The sequence below is a fragment of the Pseudomonas sp. MWU13-2100 genome (genome assembly GCF_023242365.1).
In the GTDB taxonomy this organism is placed as follows: Bacteria; Pseudomonadota; Gammaproteobacteria; order Pseudomonadales; family Pseudomonadaceae; genus Aquipseudomonas.
This window is the reverse complement of the sequence record NZ_JALLIX010000001.1, coordinates 135,173-157,028: the sequence shown is the minus strand read 5'-3', so window position 1 is coordinate 157,028 and position 21,856 is coordinate 135,173. Positions and strand designations below refer to the sequence as shown.

The window sequence follows — 21,856 nt, the reverse complement described above, 5'->3', positions numbered from 1 at the left end:
GGCACCCGGCTCGTGGCAAACAAAAGGTACAGCTGCATTGGTTTGTATAACCCCAAGTCCCCGGAGAACGTCGGCTCGGTAATGCGTGCGGCTGGCTGCTACGGCGTGGCCTCGGTGTTCTACACCGGCAAGCGCTACGAGCGGGCGCGGGACTTCGTCACCGACACCAAGAAAGTCCACCAGGACATTCCGCTGATCGGCATCGACGACCTGAAGAAAATCCTGCCGCTGGGTTGCGTGCCGGTGGCCGTCGAGCTGGTGGAGGGCGCGCGTTCGTTGCCCGAATACACCCATCCCGATCGGGCGCTGTATATCTTCGGCCCGGAAGACGGTTCGCTGGACAAGGACATCCGCGACTGGTGCGAAGACGTGGTGTATATCCCGACCACCGGTTGCATGAACCTGGCGGCGACGGTCAATGTGGTGCTGTACGACCGCCTGGCCAAAGGCAACAACACCCGCTCCGGTCCGAAGTTCTAGTCTTGCGGCGTCGGTCAGATCGTATCGCCGGACAGGCAACCACTACGTCAACAGACCACTCGCCAGCACCTTCGATGGCTCGCCCCGCTGCACAGCATCAGCAGCAGGAACACAGGCAGCCTGCAAGGTAACGACATGGAGCTCCTCGGGATTGGCGCGAATCAGCCGGCGCGGAAAATCAGATGATCTTCCCAATCCTCTTCCGGCACGCTGCCTTCGGCGAGCATGCGCCCGGACTGGGAAATCCGCTCATGGTGCACTGCATCGCGGTCGCCGCAGACCAGGTGGTGCCAGAGCGGCAGGTCCTTGCCTTCACTGACCAGGCGATAACCGCAGGTCGGCGGCAACCACTTGAACTGGTCGGCCTGGCCCGGGGTGAGCTGGATGCAGTCGGGCACCGAGTCGCGACGCTTGGCGTAGTCGGTGCACTGGCAGGTCTTCAGGTCCAGGAGCTTGCAGGCGATACGTGTGTAATAGACGCTGTTGTCATCTTCGTCCTCGAGCTTCTGCAGACAGCACAAGCCACAACCGTCGCACAGCGACTCCCATTCCTCCTGATCGAGTTGCTCGAGGGTCTTGCGTATCCAGAAGGGTTCAACTTTCGCGGCCATGGTTCAGACATCTGCATCGGGGAGTGAAAAGGCCGCCAGTCTAGTGCCCCGCGCCGTTGCGGCCAAGCGTCGGCGACTGTCGGTTGAACAAGACTTGTCAGGCTGTCTGCGGCGCAGTAGCTTTCTCGCTTATTTCCCCAGTCAGGACTGCGCCATGAGCATCAACCCACGCATCGCCGATCACCCGATCGATCCCCAGTTCACCCAGCGCTGGTCGCCACGCGCCTTTACCGGCGAGAGCATCCCGGAACAAACCCTGCTGAGCTTTTTCGAAGCCGCCCGCTGGGCACCTTCGGCCTACAACTCGCAACCTTGGCGCTTTCTCTATGCCCGTCGCGACACACCGAACTGGGAGCGTTTCCTCGGCCTGCTGAACGAATTCAACCACGGCTGGGCGCAGCATGCCTCGGCCCTGGTGATCGTGATTTCGAAAACCACCTTCACCGCCCCCGGCGCCAGCGAAGAAACCCCGGCGCTGTGGCACACCTTCGACACCGGCTCGGCCTGGGGCCACCTGGCGCTGCAAGCCAGCAACAGCGGCTGGCACAGCCACGGCATGGCCGGCTTCGATCAGGAACTGACCCGCCGCGAGCTGAAGATTCCAGAAGGTTATGCACTGCATGCGGCAGTGGCCATCGGCAAGCTGGGCGACAAGGCGAGCCTGCCGGATTACCTGCAGGCCCGTGAAATCCCAAGCCCACGCCAGCCGTTGAGCGCGCTGGTGGCTGAGGGTGATTTCAGCCTGTAACCCAGAGACTGTTCACTGTTACAACGAGAATGAACAGCACCTGCTGTGGGAGCGGCGCTTGCCCGCGAAGGGGAGCGCCGCGGTTTTCCTGAAGAACCGCAGTGTCCCCATTCGCGGGCAAGCTCCGCTCCCACAAAAAAACTCGCCAGACTCAGTAGCCGCGCTCGAAATCCACTTCTCCACGCAGCGCTTCCCCGGCCTGATAGGCCCGCAGGTTCTCGACAAACAGCTGCACCATCATCGCAGGCGAAGTCGGTGCCGAACTGTGGCCAGTCAACAACAAACCCCAGGCCGTCCAGAACGGATGGCGCTGCGGCAACGGCTCCTGCCGGCAGACATCGATCACCGCCCCCGCCAGATGCCCTTCCTTCAAGGCTTCCACCAGGTCCGCATCAACCACCGCCACGCCACGCCCGACGTTGATGAACAGGCCGCTAGGCTTGAAGCGCTTGAACAGCGCCGCGTCGTACAGATCGTGGGTATTGGGCGTGTTCGGCAACAGGTTGATCACATAGTCCACCTTGCCAACCCACTCACCCAGGGCTTCGAGCGCCGCCACCTCGAGAAACGGTGCCTGCTCCCGCGCGGTACTGGCGATACCATACAACTCGACACCAAAGGGTTGCAGGAACTGCGCAACACTCTGGCCGATATCCCCGGCACCGACAATCAGCACCTTGCGTCCCGCCAGGCTCTGGCCCAGGCGGTTGTCCCACTTGCGCTCGACCTGGCTGACCAGGCGGGCCAGGACCTCACGCTCATGCCCCAGCATGTAGGTCAGCACATACTCGGCCATCACCTGGCCAAAAATCCCCACCGCGCGGGTCAGGCGGTAGTTGCGTGGCAAGCCCTCGGCCAGCAACGGGGTGACACCCGCCCAGGTCGATTGCAGCCATTGAGGGCCGTGCCCCTGGCGCAGCAGGGTCGCCAGCAGGTCCGGCTGCCCCAGCCAGACCGGACAGTCAGCCGCCATCGTCGACAGCGTGGCCGAATCGCTGCTGGTCATGACTTCAAGTTCCGGGGCCATCTGCTGCAGCAAGCGGGCATAGAGGGCGTGGTCGTGTTCGGCAATCAGAACGCGCATGGTTCAAACCTTTCAAAAACAGTGCAGGCAGCCGCCGACAGAGTTCGCTCCATCGTCATCGGCCACTGCCAGAAAATACAATCCATTTGATTCGAGCACTCCGGACAGAGCACTCAGAGATGTCCATCAGATCGGATCATTGCGCCGCAACAGCTCTTCAGGCAAATGTTCGATGTATTCGTCTTCGGCCGGCGGCATCTGCAGGTGATAGCCCTGCTTCTCAAGGTTCTCCAGTACCTGGTGGATGTCTTCGCGCGACAGCGTGCGCTCGGGGCTCAGGACCAGGTCGAAAGCATGGTGCGGTTTACCGAAGGCCAGCAGCAGATTCTCCGGAACGCGTTCCAGAGCATCGCTCTTGAGCACGTAGAGGTACATTTCGTTGCGGCGTGGGCTTCTGTAGATGGAGCAAATACGTTTCAAGGCTGTTCTCCGGCACTGGCCAGGCTGTCGAGCAGCGCCTGGCCCATCAACTCGCGGCGCCAGCCACGCAGCGAATCAGGCAATTGGTAAGGTCCATCGGGGAAGCCGCTTTTGACCAGCGCTTCCAGGGTTTTCTTGCGCAGCATCAATTCCGGCGCAACGCCCAGGCGTTCAGCCTCGGCCTGGCCGAGGGCGCGCAGGCGCTTGATCAGCGCCGAGGCTTCGATCGGCAAGGGCTCGGGCACCGCCGGCGGCCACTGGTCCATCGACGCACTACCGGCTCGCTTGATCAACTCCAGGAGGAATTCGCCGTCCTGGCGCACGGTCCGCGGGTGCATGTCCTCGATACGGGCCAGGGCCACCAGATTGTCCGGCTGGCTCTTGGCCAATGGCCACAAGGCGTGTTCCCGCACGATGCGGTTACGCGGCAGATCGCGGGCGCGGGCTTCGCACTCGCGCCAGGCGCACAGTTCGCGCAGGACGACCAGTTGCGCACGGGACAGTTTCCAGGCCAGTTTCGCCTCGCGATAGACCTCATAGGGATCGACCTCGCGACGCAGGTTGGCCACCAGCTCCGCGCCGTCTTCCAGGACCCAGGCGTACTTGTCGTCCGACAGCTTCGGACGCAGGCGGGTGTAGACCTCGGCCAGGTGCACGGCATCTTCGGCGGCGTAGCTGACCTGGGTTTCCGACAGCGGACGCTGCAACCAGTCCGAACGGGTCTCGCCCTTGGGCAGCTCGATACCGAGGACTTCCTGCACCAGGCGCGAATAGCCCATGGAGAAGCCCAGGTTCAGGTAGGCGGCCGCGAGCTGGGTGTCGAACAGCGGCACCGGCAGGCTGCCGGTCAGGCGCAACAGCACTTCGAGGTCTTCACTGCAGGCGTGCACGACCTTGACCACAGCCGGGTCTTCGAGCAACGCCGCCAGGGGTTGCCACTGGTCGATGGTCAGGGGATCGATCAGGTAGGCGCGTTCGCCGTCACCGATCTGGATCAGTCCGGCAATCGGATAAAAGGTGTCGACCCGCATGAATTCGGTGTCGAGGGCAACAAAGGGTAACTGTTGCCATTGGGCGCAATGCCGACCGAGGCTATCGTTGTCGCGAATCCAGTGAATATCGATGGCCACACGGCTCTCCCTTGAAGAATGGCCCGCAGTATATCTCGCCACCGGGGTTTGCGAGCACTCACTCTGCAAGTGCACAAGCGAAAGAACTTACTGAGGTGCAAGAATAGTCCCACTCAGCGGTTTGGCGGCCTCACTCCGGGGTCAGGTGTTCTTGCGTAACACATAGAGACGGCGCAGGGCGTAGCCAGGCAAGAAATCGCGGTGACCGACAATCTCGAAACCGGCCTCGCGAAACTCCCCTTCGACCTGTGCCTTGTCGAACAGGATGCGCGGCACCTCCTGGCTGGCCGCCTGGGCCAGGCGTCGATGACGCCAGGCCATGACCTTGCCGTCCATGCACAACGAGAGGATCACGGTATCGCGACTGACCCGGTGGAATTCGCGCAGCATCGCCATCCGGTGCCGGCTGTCGCTGACATACTGGAACAATTGCATGCAAAAAATGCAGTCCACCGCATTCTCCGGCAAGCCGATGGTAAACACCGAGCTCTGGAAGGTCCTGACGCGCATCAGCACATCGTCGCCATGATGGACCGCGCAGTGGTCCAGCATCTCTTGCGAAGGGTCGGCCGCGAGGATCACCCGATTGCCGCGCTCGGCCAGCAGCGGCCAGAAGCGTCCGGCACCGCAGGGCAGATCAAGGACCAGGCCGGGCTCGCCGGCCAGCTTCAGCGCCTGGCGCACCCACTGCTTCTCACGGGCCAGCGCCAGGCGCCGGGCCAGGCTGTCGGGACACGGCGCCAGGCAAGCCCGGGCATGCTCGCGCGCGTGCTGGCGGGCAAACTCAAGCTCAAGCTCGACGGTTGAAGGCGGTTGCGCTGACATGACTCGCAAACTCTCGGAGGAACCTGTACCGGACTGATCGGACACACGGAGTGGATTTGAAGGGCTGCCGAGAGCCAGAAACATCCACTCGACAACGTCTCGAACCTTAGTCAGGCACGCATCAATATTTCGTGAAAAATTCCCGCACTGGTTGTTCAAGAGATTACCGGACGATCATTCACGCCCGCGGCAAATACCCGCGCCAGTCCTGCTCGCCAACCTCGCCCATGAACTGCCGGTATTCGGCACGCTTGACCGCCAGGTAGAGCCCGAGGAACTCGCGGCCAAATGCCTCACATCAGCCACTGTCGCCGCCGCCCCCTCGCCGGGGGGCATGCTGACCTGCATTGCGCCACTGCCCCGCCAGCGTTGCAAATGCCTGGCAGGCGGCACTGCGCCAGGCCCCACGACGACTGAGCAGGGCCACCGTGCGCTGTGGCAACGCCGGTGTCAGCTCCAACGCCAGCAGCCCCGGCTGTTCGAGGGCAATGGCCGCGGGCAGGATTGTCGCCAACTGGCCGCGACGGACCAACTCGACAATCGCACTGATGGAGTTGGCCTCGATGACGATGCGCGGCACGATGCCGTGCTGGCGGCAGTAGAGATCGATGTGCTGGCGCGTGGCGAAATCCTGGCTGAGCAGGACCAGCGACTGCTGCTCCAGATCACGGGCGCTGAGGACCTTCCCAGCAGCCTGCGGATGGCTCGCGCCGACCATCAGGCTCAAGGTTTCGCTGAACAACGCTTCACTCTGGATATCCGCCAGGTGCAGCCCGGTAAAGGCAATGCCGATATCCAGCCGGTCCTCGGCCAAGGCGGCCTCCAGACGATCCTGGGTCATTTCCTCGACGCCCAGGGTGATGCCCGGGTAAAGGCTGTGAAAGCGATGCAACAACGGCGCAATAAGGTATGCCGTAAAGGTCGGCGTCATGGCCAGGCGCAAGCTGCCGCGACTCAGGTCCCGCACATCGTGCATCGCCCGCTTGCCCGCCTCCAGATCCTGCAGGGCCAAGCGGGCAAACCGCACATAGGCCTCGCCGGCATCGGTCAGGCGGATGCTGCGTCCCGAACGGTCGAACAGCGCCGCCCCGAGGCTGTCCTCGAGTTGCCGGATCTGCTGGGACAAAGTCGGTTGGGAGACATGCAGAGCCTCGGCGGCCCGGGTGAAATTGCGGTGGTCGGCGACGGCCAGTAGATAACGGATATGACGCAGCAGCATCGGGCACTCAACTATAGGCAGGACTTATGGCTTTCATAATAAGCCAGTCTTGGACGCTATGACTGAAAACTTCCATCCTTGCCCCATCAGCCACACGCAAGGAGAAGCACCATGCAAGCCATCATCGATGGATTCCTGAAGTTCCAACGCGAAGCCTTTCCAACCCGCAGCGCCCTGTTCAAGCAACTGGCAACCACCCAGAGCCCGGCGACCCTGTTCGTCACCTGCTCGGACAGCCGGGTAGTGCCGGAACTGCTGACCCAGCAAGAGCCCGGAGACCTGTTCGTGATCCGCAATGCCGGCAACATCGTGCCGTCCTATGGCCCGGAGCCGGGCGGCGTCTCGGCCACGGTGGAATATGCGGTAGCGGTACTGGGGGTGCGCGATATCGTGATCTGCGGCCATTCCGACTGCGGTGCGATGACCGCGATCTCCACCTGCAAATGCCTCGATCACCTGCCGGCGGTGGCCAACTGGCTGCGTCATGCCGAGTCGGCCAAGGTCATCAATGCCGCCCGCAACCATGCCTCGGCCGAGGCGCGACTGGATGCCCTGGTTCGGGAAAACGTGGTCGCCCAGTTGGCTAACCTCAAGACTCACCCGTCGGTCGCCCTGGCGCTGGAACAAGGCCGGCTGAACCTGCATGGCTGGGTGTACGACATCGAGAGCGGCTCGATCGCAGCTCTCGACGGCAGCACCAGTCGCTTTGTCTCACTTGCCGAACAGCCGCAAGCCTGCGCGCTGTCAACACAACCGCCACAGGTCGCTTGATCTGAATCCTACTTACTAAAACGAGGAAGTCACCATGTTGCAGTCCCAATTCGCACAAGCTCCACGCCTGGCCCTGGCCGATACCATCATCGACACCAAGCAGCGCCTGAACCTGTCCTGGCAGGACCTGACCGACGGCACCGGCCTGAGCCTGGCCTTCGTCACCGCCGCCCTGCTCGGCCAGCACCCGCTGCCGGCCAGCGCCGCCAACGTGGTCTGTGAAAAACTCGGCCTGGACCAGGACGCCAGTCGCCTGCTGCAAAGCGTGCCGTTGCGCGGCAGCATCGGCAATGGTGTCCCGACCGACCCGACGATCTATCGTTTCTACGAAATGATCCAGGTCTATGGCACCACCTTGAAGGCCCTGGTCCACGAACAGTTCGGCGACGGCATCATCAGTGCCATCAACTTCAAGCTGGACATCAAGAAAGTCGAAGACCCGGACGGCGGCTCGCGCGCGGTCATCACCCTGGATGGCAAGTACCTGCCAACCAAGCCGTTCTGATAAAGCCGTGTTTGCCAGGAATGCCATGCAGCCCTGGCAGGCGCCGGCCCTGACGGTATTTCGTACTGGAACACCATACCTGTAGATACCGGCTTGCCGGCGATGAGGCCCTTGGGCCCTGCTGCATCCTTGCGGACGCCATCGCCGACAAGCCGGCGCCTACAGGGTTCGCGGTTTTTTCAAGAATGGGGGTTGTCGCCCGATCAGAATGCAACCTTGGCATAGGACTCACGGTCCAGGTCCACCACTTCCACCGACAGCTGTACTTCGATACCTTCCGGCCAGTCGCCGAGATCCTTCAACCCCGCCAACAGACTCTCGGAAAGTTGTGTCTTGATTTGTGCCGAGCGCCCGCTCAGCAGCGCCAGCTTCACATGCACGAAGCCGCGCTCGCCCAACCCCGTCCCCACGCGAAAGGCCCCCAACTCCGTAGCCCGGCTCTTGATATCGAACTCGGCGCCGAACTGACCGGACGCCACCAGCGCATGATTGATGCGCAGCAACGCCTTGTCGGCGTCGAACTCAGTCAGGTTGGGGGTGTATTCCAGGAATACGTGAGGCATCGACAGGCTCCAGACAGCGGGACGGGAAGGCACACAGATATAGCACGCGGCCTTCGCGAAAAGTCATGAATGAACGTGAAAGATAGCGCATGAGCGCAACGCTTGCCCCGAGACAAAAAGGTCAAGGCGCCAAGGGCTCCCGATCACTCATGAAATACTCAAGCCGCGAACGCAGCCAACGCTCGGCCGGATCGGTATCGACAATCCCGAGCCAGACCATCGACAGGTCCAGGTTCGGCACCTTGAACGGCAGCGGTTCGTCAAACAACAGCCCCGACGCCGCCATGGCCTTGGCCGTGTAATCCGGGAGGCTGGCGACCAGGTCGGTACCCGCCAGCAAGGCCGGCAGGGCGCTGTATTGCGGTACCGAGAGCACCACGTGACGCTTGCGGCCGATTTCCGCCAGCCACTCGTCGGCCAAGCTGCTGATATTGGCGGTGTGGGACACCAGCACATGGGGTCGCGCGCAGTACTCGTCGAGGGTCAAAGGCGTCGTCGAAGCGTCGGCGCGCAGGATCCTCGGCTGGATATGACGCAACAGCTTGCGCTTGGCATTGGCCGGCAGACCGCGGGTCTGGCTGATACCCACGGTAATGTCGCCGGAGCCCAGCAGATCGGGAATGCGCCAGTAGTCGACATGCTGGACCACGATCACCACATTCGGCGCTTCCTGGCGCAAGGCTCGCAGCAGCGTCGGCAACAAGCCGAACTCGACATCGTCCGACAGGCCGATGCGAAAGGTCATGGTGCTGCTGGCCGGGTCGAAGTCGTGGGTCAGGCTCAAGGCATTCGACAGCGAATCCAGCGCAGGCGACAGATGCAGGATGATCTCCTCGGCCCGCGCGGTGGGCTCCATGCGGTGTCCGACACGGATAAACAGCGGATCGTTGAACATCGCCCGCAGGCGATTGAGTGCCGAACTGATGGTCGGCTGGCCCAGAAACAGTTTCTCCGCCACCCGCGTCACATTGCGTTCGAGCATCAGTGTTTCGAACACCACCATCAGGTTGATGTCGGCCTTGCGCAATTCGTTGCGGTTCATCTGTGGTCCCAGGGTCATCGGTTCTGCTTCAGTCTAGGAAGGTAAGAAGGGACGTGTCCAGACGACGAAGGGACGGGTTGTGCGGACAAACAACGACCCAATCACCTTGAAAGAGCAACTCGAGCAGATCCCGGGCACTTGGGGGGCCCCAAACCGCTCATGGCAAATCAGGCGCCACCCCGCGCGCTGAATATTCAGAATGGCCATAAGCGCCTGAAAAGGTGCCGATCTTTCCTTGAATATGCCTTAGAAACTCATACTTTCTTAAGATTTCGACCTGGAATTCCGGGGACTGGCGAGGTATTTGAAAATCACCGAACAGATTGCACCCTCTTGCATAAGTCCCACCCTGGGACTAGGATCTTCCATGAGAATTATCGCGATCAGCCAACTCAAGACCTTTTGGCAGAAACACCCGGACTCTGAGCAATCCTTCCTTGCCTGGATGGACGAAGTGAGGAAAGCGAACTGTCAGACGCCAGCCGAGATCAAAGCCCAGTTTCGCCACGCCAGCGTTCTCAAGAGCAGTAGAGTCGTGTTCAATATCAAAGGTAACGACTATCGGCTCGTGGTTGCCGTCGCCTACCGCTACGGCGCTCTTTACATCAAATTCGTCGGTACGCATAAGCAGTACGACACCATTGATGCCGATACCGTAGAAATGGAGTAACCCATGAACATTCGCCCAATCCACACCGAGCAGGACTACCAGGAGGCACTCAAGTCTGTTTCCCCACTGTTCGACAACGAACCGGAGCCCGGCACTCCAGAAGGCGACTACCTTGAGGTGATGATCACCCTGATCGAAGTCTACGAAGCGAAGCACTTCCCGGTCGACCTGCCCAACCCGGTGGACGCCATACGGTTCAGGATGGAGCAGTCCGGATTGTCAGCCGCTGATTTGGTGCCAGCCATTGGCCGGCAGAATCGGGTTTATGAGGTGCTCAATGGCAAGCGAGCCCTGACTCTGCCGATGATCTGGAAGCTGCATGAGATGTTTGGGATTCCGGCGGAGAGCTTGATCAGGCCGATGAAGGCTGCGGGATAACGCCTCATATGCCCAATCTGCCTGCGTCAGTGCAGATTTTTTCATCCAACGAAAAAGCCCCTGAAATCTCGCGATTTCAGGGGCTTTTTTATGTATGGCGGAGAGATAGACCGCCAATCTATTGGCCCGTAACGTCCGTAAAAATACACACACCCTAGATAATACAAGGCCTACAGTTCGTGACTAAGCTTTCCGGCGAGTGAATTGCCCACTCCAAGCCATCTCTTGCATCGACAAGCGATGCAGGAGAGGTGGGGCCTACGTGATCAGAACGTTGAACATTTTATTTGGTGTTACTATCCGCGCCCTGCGCAGGGCGACATTGAATCCAATCTATGGAGCTCTTCCTGCTCACTTAACACCCGCACCAAGTAAGGGAACATGGAATGTTCGCGCCCACGGATCAGACTCAATTCAGCATCACCTTCGACAGCCTGGAAAGCGACTTTCAGGTCCTCGCATTCACCGGCACAGAAGGCATCAGCCAGCTCTACCGCTTCGAGATCGATCTGGTCAGCGAACGCGCCGACATCGACATCGAAACCTTCCTGCACCAACAAGCGTTCTTTGCCCTGGACGCCTCCGGCAGCGGCATCCACGGCCAGGTCTACCAGATAGCCCAGGGCGACAACGGCCAGCGCCTGCACCGCTACAAGGTGGTGCTGACACCGCAACTGGCCTACCTGGAACACCGCATCAACCAGCGCATCTTCCAGCAACTCAGCGCGCCGAAGATCATTGCCTTGATCCTCGAAGAGCACGGCATCCTCAGCAATGCTTACCAGTTCCAGCTGAGCACGCCCTGCCCGGAACGCGAATACTGCGTGCAGTACGACGAATCCGACCTGCACTTCATCCAACGCCTGTGCGAAGAAGAAGGTATTCACTACCACTTCGAGCACAGCACCGACAGCCATAGGCTGGTGTTCGGCGACGACCAGACCATCTTTCCCAAGCTCGATGCACCCACGTCCTACGTGCAGGACACCGGCATGGCCGCCGACAACCCGGTCATCAAGCGCCTCAGCGTACGAGTGGAAACCCGCACCAATCGCACCACTCGCCGCGACTACGACTTCCAGAAACCGCGTCTGGAACTGGAAGTAGCCTATGAGCCCAGCGAAAACGTCACTGGACCGGACCTGGAAGACTACGACTACCCCGGCCGCTTTACCGACCGCGCGCGCGGTAAGCAGCTCAGCCAACGCGCACTGGAACGCCACCGCGCCGACTACCGCCTAGCCGAGGGCCGCAGCGACCAGACCACCCTGGTCAGCGGCCACTTCCTGCCCCTGGCCGATCACCCGCGTAGCGAATGGAACGATCTGTGGCTGCTGACGGAGGTTTTCCATGAAGGCAAACAACCCCAGGTGTTGGAGGAGTCGGTCACCAGCGACACTACCGACAACAAGGACGACTTCCATCATGGCTACCGAAACCGCTTTCTGGCGACACCGTGGGATGTGTTCTTCCGCCCGCCGCTGAACCACCCCAAGCCCCGGATGCTGGGTAACCAGACCGCCGTCGTCACCGGCCCCAAGGGCGAAGAAATACACTGCGACCCGTACGGTCGGGTGAAGGTGCAGTTCTTCTGGGACCGAGAAGGCCAGGGCGACGACACCACCAGTTGCTGGCTGCGTGTGTCGTCGAGCTGGGCCGGCGAACGCTACGGCGGCGTTGCCATTCCGCGCATCGGCATGGAAGTGCTGGTCACTTTTTTGGAGGGCGATCCCGACCAACCCGTGGTCAGCGGCTGCCTGTACCACAAGGAAAATCCGGTCCCCTATCCGTTGCCGGCCAACAAGACCCGCACCGTATTCAAGACCATGAGCAGCCCCGGTGGTGGCGGGTTCAACGAACTGCGTATCGAAGATAAGAAAGGCCAGGAACAAATCTTCATTCACGCCCAGCGCGACTGGGACGAGAACATCGAGAACAACCAGACCATCCGCGTCGGCAATGAACGCCACGACACCGTCGAAGCCAACAGCCACAGCCAGTTCAAGGCTGAAGAACACCGCACCATCGTTGCTGACCGCAAGACCGAAGTGAAAGTCGACGACCACCTCAGCGTGGGCAACAACCAGCACATCAAGCTGGGGGTGGCGCAGTTGATCGAAGCCGGACAGGAGATCCATATCAAGGCCGGGCAGAAGCTGACGATCGAAGCCGGCCAGGAAATTACCGTGCAGGCGGGTGGCAGCTTCATCAAGCTCGATGCCAGCGGCATCACGATGGTGGGCGCGCAGATTCTGGCGAACGCCGGTGGTTCTGCCGGTATTGGCAGCGGGATTTCGTTGCTATCGCCCGTGCTGCCAGGGGCTGTGGATAAGGATAAGGCGGGGAGTTTGATGGATCAGGCGTTGGGGAATGCGCCGTCTGAGAAGGTTAAACCCACCGTCGATTACCCTTTTTCGCTATGAATGGAATAACAAGCGTCAACATGGACAAGGATTTCTCAAAATGATCATTAGCCCCCCCTTTATTCCTAGCTCGGTTGCGGGAGAAACTGACGAAGCATTTCTGGCACGGGCCATGGTTGGCGGTGTTCCTGGTGACGGTGGTTACCCACTGAGCTTTGATCTCAACTGGCATGGCGGTGTCCATCTAACCGCTCCGAAGGAAAATCAGCACGCCCTGTCGGTGCGCGCAATTTCTGATGGAACGCTGGCTTACTTTCGCGCGCCCACTCCAGTGAGTCTTTCGCAAGATCATGCACTTAATTTCCGAGGCGGCTGGACGGATAACGGTTGTGTCGTTCTGCGTCATGAAACTGAAATTGGAGAGGGGGCCCAGTCGAAAGTCGTTTTCTATTCAATCTACATGCACTTGTCGAAGATCAACCTGACCCCACTGCAAATAGGCGCGGCGGTCCTCCGAAAAGACTCTATCGGCGAGGCGGGCAGCATCTACGGCCAGGCGGGACGCATCCACTTCGAGATCATTTCGGATCCGAGCCAGATAGCCAACCTGACGGGGAGAAGCACTCGGGATCTTAGCTACCAGTCGAATAATGGACGGACGGAAAGCTGTTGGGGCGACATGTATTTTTTTGTCCCTCCGGAGGTACTTATTTACGATGCCGCACCTCCTGATCGTCGCCAACCATTGAACAATGGAACTGTGGTTTACCGCCCTCCAGCGATGCCCACTAGCCCGCCGGTCCAAGAAGGTGGCAGCTCACCAACGTCCACAAGTGCCCCTGCCACAGTGGGCGGGTACGAACCGGCGGTAGCTTCGCTACTTCAGGAAGGCATCTTTGTACGAATGAGCTATGAAAAGGGCCAATGCACGCTGACGTCCTTTTACATAAGTGGCCTGGAAATAGGCGCTCAAAAAGAGGAGGCAGAGTACGAGTACAAGCTGTACGACAAGGCCAAGCAATACTACCCGCAGTCACCAAGCGCTGGTTATGAGCTGTTGCGCTTCGGGCGAGTATTGGGGCCTGATGTCATGCAACCTCTCGATGCAGCACACTGGCGCCAAATCAAATTTCCAGGCAAAGCAGGCGAACAGAGCAAATCCGGCTGGGTCAACCTGAATGCCGACAGCGTAACTAAATTCAGTGATGCGGATTTTCCCCACTGGCAAGGTTGGCATCTAGTTGATGATGACACCGATACGGACAGTCATTGCCAGTCCGACTTCATCAGGAGCCTGCTGGGGTTTGGATCTGCCATGGTTCAGCCTGGGAGTGGTGATGCCGTCAGCATAGCGAACTCCCCTGGCTATGCAGTCCTTTCAGAGGAAGAAAAACATAATCTTTCGGAGCGCTACACAAACGAGCATGAACTGAGCATGTCTCGTCTGCGCTCAGCTGAAACGCAAGAACGGATAAGACGTTTGGTTTGCAAGTTTCCGAGTGAATGGACTTCGAGTGATTTTGATACCCGTTATGGGTGGTTGCTGAAGGTAGCGGATGGTGGTCCGATGCCTCAGGACCAATATGACAAAATAAAAAAGCATCAGACTGAGTTGGCATTTTGGGAGCAGGCAAACTTAACAGAAATTGACAAAAGCCATTGGCACTTCCCTCCCATAGAGTTTATTCGGGCATTCCGGAAGTGTGGATGGTTTAGCAGTGAAGAACTTGCGCATGTATTGAAGGTGGCCCCGGCGGCGGGTAGGCAACGCGCCGCCGAGCTGAAAGTACAAACGAATAAAATGCTATCAAAATACTTGATTAGTAGCTCCAGACTTCGGACCGCTCATTTTTTTTCGCAAGTTGGGATCGAAACAGGCTGGTGGAAATATCGGGAAGAAATAGGGGGGCCACGGTACTTTCGCACTATGTATGAAGTCATCACACCCGCTGAAGCTGGAGAAGATTATGATACCGCGGTTACTCGGGAGCATAATCTACCCTCTGGGCGTCGCCCGGTTGAGCTTCCGAATCCTGGGCCGAATCCGAAGCCAACAATAAATAGATCTGGTTATATGGCTTCACGTCCAGGACAAATAGCACCTAAGGCCGCCGGAATGGATAATGGGGCTGCCAATTCGGCTCATGGAGGAATGGCGGGGGACGGTGATAGATTTCACGGTCGCGGCTTCCTGCAAATCACCGGAAGAAAAAACTATAAAAGTTATGAAAGATATAGAGGAAAGGATTTCACTACAGATCCTCATCCCGCTCTTCTTGCGACAGATGACTACAACGCTTGTGATGCGTCTGGTTTTTTCTGGGCGAGAGAAAAAATAAGTAAGTATGCAGACGTAGGCGCTACATCAGCGGTAGCAACGGAAGTCGGCTCTGTGATTAATAGAGGCGGACCTGGTAAAACTCCCGACCACAACACTGAACGGCAGAATGCACTTGCGCCTATTTGGAGCGTACTCAATGAAAAAGTTTAAACGCATTATTTCCACGCTCGGGCTTGTTTGCGCAACTTCTATTCCAGCAATTGGGCTTGCTGAAGGGCAACAATGTCAATTTGATCTCTCGCAGTCAAAACTAGAAACTTCAAGCTGCGTCCGAAACGGAAGCATAAGCATATTGAAACTAGTTCCTCGCAATCAGCCTTCTTATGAGACGAACCTTGAAAATCTTCCGACCTTCGTAGTGTTCGGAGACGACTTGGATGCTGTTTTAAAAACAGTGGGAGATGGCGAAAAATCTTACAACAACCTGATTAAATTACCAAACACTGAACAAATTTCCAATTCTGCTGACGCATCCGTCGCGGCAAAGTCAAAGATGGTGCAAGACAGCTGGAGATTAGTAAATATGAAAGATATTGTGTATGAAGGGCCGGGTGGTTCCGAGGGCCCGGGAGTTGTCTGTAGCACGCTTGAAAGAAAGGTTAAAGAGGGCTATGTAGTTGTTTCTCAATGCAATAGCTTTTATGAAAATGATATTTCAGACTTTAAGAGACTGCTTGGTTTGATAGTTGGGCAAAAATAATAATCGGTTAGATGGGCCGGGGATAGTTTTTTTGTGAGGCTTATCGGTTGGTCTCCTGGATGAAACAGCTTTCGCCAGAACGAGTTTCGGACGGATCCTTTTGGCAGGAAGCGGCCTAGAGTCTGAGCGTCCGCTTCTGACCGACTCTATTGAAAACAGTCCGCTTCGGTTTTCACGACAGAAAAGTACGTGTCTGAGATTGAAATCCGTGTTTTGAGCAGAGGGTTCAGCACTCAGATTTCACGTAGCAGCGTGCAAAAATGACGTTTTCACCGCTCAATGCATGGACAGCCAGCCCGGGTCGACTTTTTCAACAGAATCGGCCGTTTTCTGCCTGATGCAACAGGCAGCTATGAGTGGTGGTTTCTATTGGGTTTCGAAGATTATTAATCGTAGCAATGATATAAATATTAACCGCGAATGCGACAAAATATTCGACCCTGCTAGGGTTGGGAGCGTATCCGTGTTGGTGAATGGCGGTGGGAATGGCTATCATGAAAGGCAAGCTTATGCGCAGTATGTGTTTAGATATCTAAGCGACTCCGTTGCCACTTCGATCACCGAAACCATAACGACACCTCGACACCCTGTTACAGTAAACTTCTCCATGAGCAAACCGGCATGAAAAAAATAGCATTACTTCTCTCTATTTTCATTTCTTACATGACAAATTCTTATGGCAGTGCTCCTGCCCCTGAGGAGGCGCTGCTTCCCGACACCGTAAAAGAAGAAATAGCCAAAGAAAACGAAATGACTGTAAAGAGCATTCATGCATTCCCCAAAGGAACGCTGAAATGGGGTGATAGTTATATAAGCGCAATCGTTTTTGAGGACTCTATAAAAAATTGTTCTATCTATATCTTTGCGAATGACAGCTTATCTCCATTGTTTAATGGTGCCCCTTGTGAGTTTAAAGGAGGGGGCGAAATTAATTTTTCTCGAGCATCAGCAGCACCAGATATCTTGTACAGGGTTAAGCTTTTCCTACCAAACCGAGGTGCGATGGTAGATAACCTGATTGCGTTCTATTTTGATAGTGAGAAAAAAACTTACTGTGAGAGCCAGTCTCTAGCAAGCTGGTACGAAACTGGGAATAAGACGATGAAGCCTGATCTTAGCGACGGTAAATGCACTGCCGAATGACGCAGTGAAAGCGCGCTAGACATTAAGGTAGTTATATATAAAGGGCCGCTGGATAACAATGGATATACTCTCGTCTGCAGCACGCTCGAGCACGACGCGGGGGATGGCGTTATCTTTATTTTTCAGCGTAATGATTTTTATGAGGATGATATATCCAAGCTGAAGAAGGTGCTTATTTCGATAGGCGATTAGTCGAAAGAAGTTGAATTATTTAGGGGTAAGGGACGGATTTTAATCATTGAAGCCCCATAAGCTTCGTCCCCCCTTACACTGGCTGATGGGATTTTAACCAAAAACTTAAAGTCCCTCCTTCCGGCAGAGCCGCAGGTTCTGCCGAAACTCATATCGGAACATGCTTTCCGATGAATCAGAACAGTCCTCCCAGTGCCTCCGGTGCCCAGTTCATGATTACCAATTCTCCGCTAACCTCGACCTTACCCTGCCGCTGATTGGTTGTGGTGTAGCGGATATCCAAAGTCTCGAAGTGAAAGCCCTCAAACGCCCGGCGGATATCCGGGTGGTCGTTGATGCTGACCATCACCCTCCCCTTGCAGCGCCGCATGAAGTCGGCCATCGTCGACATCAGCAAGAGCGATATCGAGCTTTTTCAGGCGCAGTTGCTCAAACAGGGTTTGGCTCCGAAAACAGTGAACGATATTTTCACAGTGGTGCGCGGGGTTTGGGCCGACGCCTTTGGCGACGGGATCCTTAAAACCAACCCGCTGGAAAGGATCAGCAATGTGGGAGCTGATGCGGACCACGAGCATGCCGCCCCATTCAGCCGAGAAGAAATAGCGCTGATCGGTACCGCCGATCCGGAACGGCTAACCGATACCAAGATGATCGTATTCAACTGCTGGACCGGACTATCCCTGTCCGAGCTAATCGGTCTGGCCGTCGAGGATGTCGACCTTGAAGCTGGAACCGTTCATATCCGCCGGGCTCTGGTGGTAGGCGAGTTTAAAGTACCGAAAGAACGCTCCAGGGTGCGAGTGGTGGAGCTGATCGACCCAGCACTGGAATTGATGCGCGAGATCCTTGCCGCCGCCGAGAACGCGCCGATCACCGAGATCACAGTGATTCAGCGAGACAACATCACCTCGAAGAAACAGAAGGTCAGGTTTCTGTTCCGCAGTTCTACCAGCGGTCTGCTCTGGAGCGGCAAGACCTTAAGCAATTGGTTCACCTCCCACCTGAAAAAGGCCGAAGTCCGACACCGTGGTGCCAACCAATGCCGCCACACGTTCGCCAGCCAAATGTTGTCAAGCTATGTCCCCGTGGAATGGGTCGCCCGACAGCTCGGCCATGCAGACACAACGATGGTCAGAAAGCATTACGGCAGATGGATACCGAAGGACACGAAAAGCATGGCGGGTATCGTGTCGAAAATGCTAGGTTTTAGAGAATAGTCATTCAGATCAAGAGCCCCGAACGTCTGGTCCTGGGCTCGATTCTGAACTGCATCATTGAGAGTGCAGAACTATCACACTCCCATTGTGATTCTCAATGATTTTCCCAGCCGTCGAGTTCGCAAATGTATGCATATAGGCATGATGAACCGTTAGTACAAGATCCTGTAAAATAGGATCATCTTCAAGCTTCCTCACCTTCAAACCAATCCCTATCGCATCTTCAATATGAAGATGACGAGAGTGTGTTTTCGTCCCCGCATGGTCATTCAGCGCAAGAACTATATTCTCGGTTTTCTTCAGGGCATCCTCATCCCCATGAAACATACCACTAACAAGCCAATTCTTTACGACCAGATCCGCCAAATCTATAGCCTTCTCACATTCACCCAAAAAAGTCGGATGATACTTACTGATAATTGCCTGCCATATCGGAATAGATTGCGGATCAGACTTCGCCATTTCGATAGCCTTGGCGAATTCCTCAATTACACCATGAGCGGGAAGCCCACCGAGCTGAGGATCGAATGGCCCGATATTGGACTGTTTCCCCATAACAATCTCAGAGCAAGCACAGGAAATCATAGTCCCCGCCGACATAGCCAACTGAGGAATAATTGCTCGAATATTAGTGCCAAACATTCCACGCAGATAGTGAACTATAGACTCTGCCGCAGAAATATCTCCGCCCGGGGTATGTAGAATCAAATCCAAGCCTAAGTCTCTATTCAGGCCGTGAATCGCATTCATAAAACCATTTTTGTCATCATCATTGATATGCCCGAATCCATACCCCGGCTTCTGTAAAAATCCAGAATAGTAGGCAATCACATTCCTACCAGTTTCCTTCTGGAGAAGACTAAGATACTTTCGCCGAACCCCATCGACTCCATTACCTTCAGTCTGTTCTTTTACGATTATCTCTTCTAAAACCTGAGTCCAGTTTGGCATATCATCGTCCATAAAAAAGCCCGGGCGTACCGGGCCTTTGATACATTGGTATTTCGAATTATTTTCGCGTGCTTAATTTAACCGAACTATTTACCGAAGTACTGGCCGAGTAACTCACATTGACCTCGGTCAAAATCGTGCACTTTTTGAATTGCCGCGCATAAGGAACAGCGCCAAGCTGCTGAGCACCTGGGCTGGTGTTCAGACCCAAAAGCGCGAAACCAGCGTCAAAATCAGTGCGATTTGTTTGCATGTTCTGCTCCGATAAAGGCTTCGTGTCCATCCGAGCCTTGAAATTTGGTTGGCGATACTATCAAAGCGATATTTTCAATGAAAGCACGCGCTACGCTGTCCGTACGTAAATCCGACGACCGTAACGGTCATTGGTTCCTCGAATCGCGGTTGCTCGTCCGTTGAATCGATTCGTGTGTGAATGTAGCTGATGGCAAAATGACTCGCCATAGTTATTTTGAAAAAATAAACGAATTTAATCTGGCAGGTTGATACATAGCGAGACCCCACCCCAAGCCTCTTCAGGGGCAGCACATAGCTCACATTGCACGACCCTGCCGCTTACACAGCCACATTCCCTAACAGGCCCAGGGCGGCCTGTAGGGACGCCTTTGTGCCCTAGAAATACCCTAAACAAAACGCCATGAACGAAAAAGCCCCTGAAAACTTCAACATTTTCAGGGGCTTAGTCATATTCAATAATGGCGGAGAGATAGGGACTCACCACACACAAGGAAAACACCCAGAAAACACAGCATAACTGGTCTTTATAGCCGCAAAGTAGTACAAATTAGTAGTACAATTCAGCTTTACTCAAAAGGGGCGGCATTGTGGCTGATTTCATATTCCAGAAGAAAGGCGAGTCGACGTGGTATGCCCGATTAGCTGTCCCTGCTGACGTACAAGAGAGGTTAGGTAGGAAGGTTTTCATCCAATCGTTGAAGACTGCATCACGCACCGAAGCAGTACACGCCAGCCACACCTATCTGGCTGTTTGGCGGGACCAAATCAAGACAGCACGCAAAGCGAAGGAACCACCCGAAGGCTGGCAAGAAAATATCATTGCGGCCGCAACAGAAATGGAAACACTCATCCAGAACCGAAAGCGGGCCATCATTGGTGAAAACGTGCCCTCCAAACCAATAACCGATGCTGAAGTCAACGCATTCAATCGCGACCATCCCTATTTGCCCGGTTACATTGGATTGATGGCTGCACAGATGACGGAAAAAGGCATTGCCGGTGAACTGGCGCTTCGAGATGACTTCAACAGGGCATTCAAGACTGTCCTGCAAAAATCCATGGCGACAAAATATCAGCTCACATCGGAACAACGCCAGGAACTTGCCGCGTTGGTAGCAGACCCAACCAGCCACAAAGCAAAATCACCGATTACAAAGGCGAGACTGGCTGCATTCCGGGCCTACAGGGTTACCCAGAAAATAGCTCCAAAGACGATTGATCAACAAGAATCAAAACTTGAAAAGCTATCTGCCTACCTAACCAGCAATCTGCGACCTCTGGAATTCGATACGGTATCGGCTTGGTTGGGCTCACTTCAGTTGACGAGAAAAACCCTCACCCAGTATCTACTAGCAGGAAGTATGTTCTGGAAGTGGGCCAATCGGAACGATGAGCGCTGGCGGGCTGAATACAAGGATAGAGCGAACCCGTTTGTAAGCCATGAGTTACCCAAAATGACTGCCAAGGAAAGGGCCGATAGCAAACGGAAAGATTGGAGCCTCGAAAACCTGTCTATGTTGCACGACGCGGCAATGAAAATTGGTAACATCACACTGGCTGACCTAATTCTTCTCGGGCTATACACGGGCGCCCGTATTGAAGAGCTATGCGAACTGACAAGGGATAACGTCGTTACAATCGAAGGCGTGCAGTGTTTTGATTTCATTGACGCCAAAACATTCGCGGGCATCCGTACAGTTCCAATCCACCCCGCCCTCAAACACATTGTTAATCGGCTAGTTAAAGGGTCCAAGGATGGGTTTTTGATCCCGTCCAATAGCCGCAACAAGTACGACAACCGGTCGGACCCACTATCGAAAGCTTTCGGTAGACTCAAGACTGCTCACGGCTTTGGAAGATCACATGTTTTTCACAGCATCCGAGCGACCGTGGTTACCCAGCTGCAAAGGGCTGACGTAAAGGGCACTTTAATTGCGGAGATCGTAGGGCACGAGACAGGTACGGTGACCTTTGATGTGTATGACGGAGGGGCAAGCCCAGCGCAAAAGCTTAAAGCCATTTCCAAACTGCCAAAATTAAAGCCGTGGCCGAATCAAAGTGACAATGTTCAAGCACAGTGACGACTGTGCTGCATTATAGGTGTGTAACTGCGGACAATCCCAGTGCGATAGGTGATCAGTGGCGTACGAATACCCAGTTGGAAATTTCTGGCCCCCAAATTTTCTAAATCCCATACAACGGAACTAGGTACATGTACCTACTAGTAGCTACCGGTTATTGTATGGTA

Annotated in this window: 22 protein-coding genes and 2 pseudogenes; 12 read left to right on the top strand and 12 right to left on the bottom strand. The window is 56.0% G+C overall.

Annotated elements, in window-relative coordinates; genetic code table 11:
• Window positions 1-12: 12 nt before the first annotated feature.
• Window positions 13-480 (top strand): RNA methyltransferase, encoded by a 468-nt coding sequence (locus tag M5B99_RS00790; RefSeq protein WP_007926908.1) that lies wholly within the window; start codon window positions 13-15, stop codon window positions 478-480.
• 161 nt (window positions 481-641) lie between these two features.
• On the opposite strand, the gene M5B99_RS00785 is transcribed toward M5B99_RS00790, so the two are convergent.
• A complete protein-coding gene (locus M5B99_RS00785) occupies window positions 642-1,091 on the bottom strand; it encodes a YcgN family cysteine cluster protein (RefSeq protein ID WP_248802184.1) in 450 nt (149 codons plus the stop codon).
• 154 nt (window positions 1,092-1,245) lie between these two features.
• Between M5B99_RS00785 and M5B99_RS00780 the strand changes: the two genes are divergently transcribed.
• Window positions 1,246-1,839: a nitroreductase family protein gene (locus M5B99_RS00780; RefSeq protein ID WP_248802183.1), complete on the top strand. Its 594-nt coding sequence runs from the start codon at window positions 1,246-1,248 to the stop codon at window positions 1,837-1,839.
• A 151-nt stretch (window positions 1,840-1,990) separates the two neighbouring features.
• On the opposite strand, the gene M5B99_RS00775 is transcribed toward M5B99_RS00780, so the two are convergent.
• From M5B99_RS00775 to cynR, 6 genes and pseudogenes are all read right to left on the bottom strand, one after another.
• Window positions 1,991-2,923, bottom strand: coding sequence for a D-2-hydroxyacid dehydrogenase (locus M5B99_RS00775; RefSeq protein ID WP_248802182.1), 933 nt, complete (start codon window positions 2,921-2,923; stop codon window positions 1,991-1,993).
• A gap of 126 nt (window positions 2,924-3,049) precedes the next feature.
• On the bottom strand, window positions 3,050-3,343 hold the full coding sequence (locus tag M5B99_RS00770; RefSeq protein WP_248799927.1) for a YcgL domain-containing protein: 294 nt from the start codon (window positions 3,341-3,343) through the stop codon (window positions 3,050-3,052).
• Window positions 3,340-4,473 carry a ribonuclease D gene (gene rnd / locus M5B99_RS00765; protein WP_248802181.1) on the bottom strand — a complete coding sequence of 378 codons (1,134 nt, stop codon included), beginning with the start codon at window positions 4,471-4,473 and terminating at the stop codon, window positions 3,340-3,342. Before rnd ends, M5B99_RS00770 begins: the two co-directional genes overlap by 4 nt.
• Before the next feature lie 141 nt (window positions 4,474-4,614).
• Window positions 4,615-5,298: a class I SAM-dependent methyltransferase gene (locus M5B99_RS00760; RefSeq protein WP_248802180.1), complete on the bottom strand. Its 684-nt coding sequence runs from the start codon at window positions 5,296-5,298 to the stop codon at window positions 4,615-4,617.
• A gap of 178 nt (window positions 5,299-5,476) precedes the next feature.
• Window positions 5,477-5,593: pseudogene (locus M5B99_RS00755) on the bottom strand (hypothetical protein); the annotation flags it as partial.
• A gap of 3 nt (window positions 5,594-5,596) precedes the next feature.
• Window positions 5,597-6,517 (bottom strand): transcriptional regulator CynR, encoded by a 921-nt coding sequence (gene cynR, locus M5B99_RS00750; RefSeq protein WP_248802179.1) that lies wholly within the window; start codon window positions 6,515-6,517, stop codon window positions 5,597-5,599.
• A gap of 111 nt (window positions 6,518-6,628) precedes the next feature.
• Between cynR and M5B99_RS00745 the strand changes: the two genes are divergently transcribed.
• The gene (locus M5B99_RS00745; RefSeq protein ID WP_248802178.1) at window positions 6,629-7,288 is read left to right on the top strand and encodes a carbonic anhydrase; all 660 of its coding nucleotides are present in this window, start codon (window positions 6,629-6,631) and stop codon (window positions 7,286-7,288) included.
• A 34-nt stretch (window positions 7,289-7,322) separates the two neighbouring features.
• A complete protein-coding gene (gene cynS / locus M5B99_RS00740) occupies window positions 7,323-7,793 on the top strand; it encodes a cyanase (protein ID WP_248802177.1) in 471 nt (156 codons plus the stop codon).
• Between the two features lie 203 nt (window positions 7,794-7,996).
• Here the strand turns inward: cynS and M5B99_RS00735 are convergent, their stop codons facing one another.
• Both M5B99_RS00735 and M5B99_RS00730 read right to left on the bottom strand, forming a co-directional pair.
• Entirely contained in the window at window positions 7,997-8,356 is a 360-nt protein-coding gene (locus tag M5B99_RS00735; RefSeq protein ID WP_248802176.1) for a 5-carboxymethyl-2-hydroxymuconate Delta-isomerase, read from the bottom strand.
• Window positions 8,357-8,477: 121 nt separating this feature from the next.
• Complete coding sequence (locus M5B99_RS00730) at window positions 8,478-9,398, bottom strand: LysR family transcriptional regulator (protein ID WP_248802345.1); 921 nt, start codon at window positions 9,396-9,398, stop codon at window positions 8,478-8,480.
• A 367-nt stretch (window positions 9,399-9,765) separates the two neighbouring features.
• Between M5B99_RS00730 and M5B99_RS00725 the strand changes: the two genes are divergently transcribed.
• The 6 genes from M5B99_RS00725 (at window position 9,766) to M5B99_RS00700 (ending at window position 16,993) form a co-directional block, all read left to right on the top strand.
• Entirely contained in the window at window positions 9,766-10,068 is a 303-nt protein-coding gene (locus M5B99_RS00725; RefSeq protein WP_248802175.1) for a type II toxin-antitoxin system HigB family toxin, read from the top strand.
• A 3-nt stretch (window positions 10,069-10,071) separates the two neighbouring features.
• A complete protein-coding gene (locus tag M5B99_RS00720) occupies window positions 10,072-10,446 on the top strand; it encodes a helix-turn-helix domain-containing protein (RefSeq protein WP_248802174.1) in 375 nt (124 codons plus the stop codon).
• 386 nt (window positions 10,447-10,832) lie between these two features.
• The gene (gene tssI, locus M5B99_RS00715; RefSeq protein ID WP_248802173.1) at window positions 10,833-12,869 is read left to right on the top strand and encodes a type VI secretion system tip protein TssI/VgrG; all 2,037 of its coding nucleotides are present in this window, start codon (window positions 10,833-10,835) and stop codon (window positions 12,867-12,869) included.
• Window positions 12,817-15,300 carry a M23 family metallopeptidase gene (locus tag M5B99_RS00710; protein ID WP_248802172.1) on the top strand — a complete coding sequence of 828 codons (2,484 nt, stop codon included), beginning with the start codon at window positions 12,817-12,819 and terminating at the stop codon, window positions 15,298-15,300. Before tssI ends, M5B99_RS00710 begins: the two co-directional genes overlap by 53 nt.
• Entirely contained in the window at window positions 15,287-15,850 is a 564-nt protein-coding gene (locus M5B99_RS00705; RefSeq protein WP_248802171.1) for a hypothetical protein, read from the top strand. The genes M5B99_RS00710 and M5B99_RS00705 overlap by 14 nt, the downstream gene beginning before the upstream one ends.
• 621 nt (window positions 15,851-16,471) lie before the next feature.
• Entirely contained in the window at window positions 16,472-16,993 is a 522-nt protein-coding gene (locus M5B99_RS00700; protein WP_248802170.1) for a hypothetical protein, read from the top strand.
• Between the two features lie 367 nt (window positions 16,994-17,360).
• Here M5B99_RS00700 and M5B99_RS00695 read toward each other — a convergent pair.
• Window positions 17,361-17,567 (bottom strand): annotated as a pseudogene (locus M5B99_RS00695) (DNA adenine methylase); the annotation flags it as partial.
• On the opposite strand from M5B99_RS00695, the gene M5B99_RS00690 reads away from it, so the two are divergent.
• Window positions 17,521-18,402: a tyrosine-type recombinase/integrase gene (locus M5B99_RS00690; protein WP_248802169.1), complete on the top strand. Its 882-nt coding sequence runs from the start codon at window positions 17,521-17,523 to the stop codon at window positions 18,400-18,402. The pseudogene M5B99_RS00695 and the gene M5B99_RS00690 sit on opposite strands and share 47 nt — an antisense overlap.
• A 54-nt stretch (window positions 18,403-18,456) precedes the next feature.
• On the opposite strand, the gene M5B99_RS00685 is transcribed toward M5B99_RS00690, so the two are convergent.
• Together M5B99_RS00685 and M5B99_RS00680 are read right to left on the bottom strand one after the other, a co-directional pair.
• On the bottom strand, window positions 18,457-19,353 hold the full coding sequence (locus tag M5B99_RS00685; RefSeq protein WP_248802168.1) for an SDH family Clp fold serine proteinase: 897 nt from the start codon (window positions 19,351-19,353) through the stop codon (window positions 18,457-18,459).
• A 58-nt stretch (window positions 19,354-19,411) separates the two neighbouring features.
• Window positions 19,412-19,606 carry a hypothetical protein gene (locus tag M5B99_RS00680; protein WP_248802167.1) on the bottom strand — a complete coding sequence of 65 codons (195 nt, stop codon included), beginning with the start codon at window positions 19,604-19,606 and terminating at the stop codon, window positions 19,412-19,414.
• 589 nt (window positions 19,607-20,195) lie between these two features.
• Between M5B99_RS00680 and M5B99_RS30025 the strand changes: the two genes are divergently transcribed.
• Window positions 20,196-21,689, top strand: coding sequence for a DUF6538 domain-containing protein (locus tag M5B99_RS30025; RefSeq protein WP_248802166.1), 1,494 nt, complete (start codon window positions 20,196-20,198; stop codon window positions 21,687-21,689).
• The last annotated feature ends 167 nt before the right edge of the window (window positions 21,690-21,856 follow it).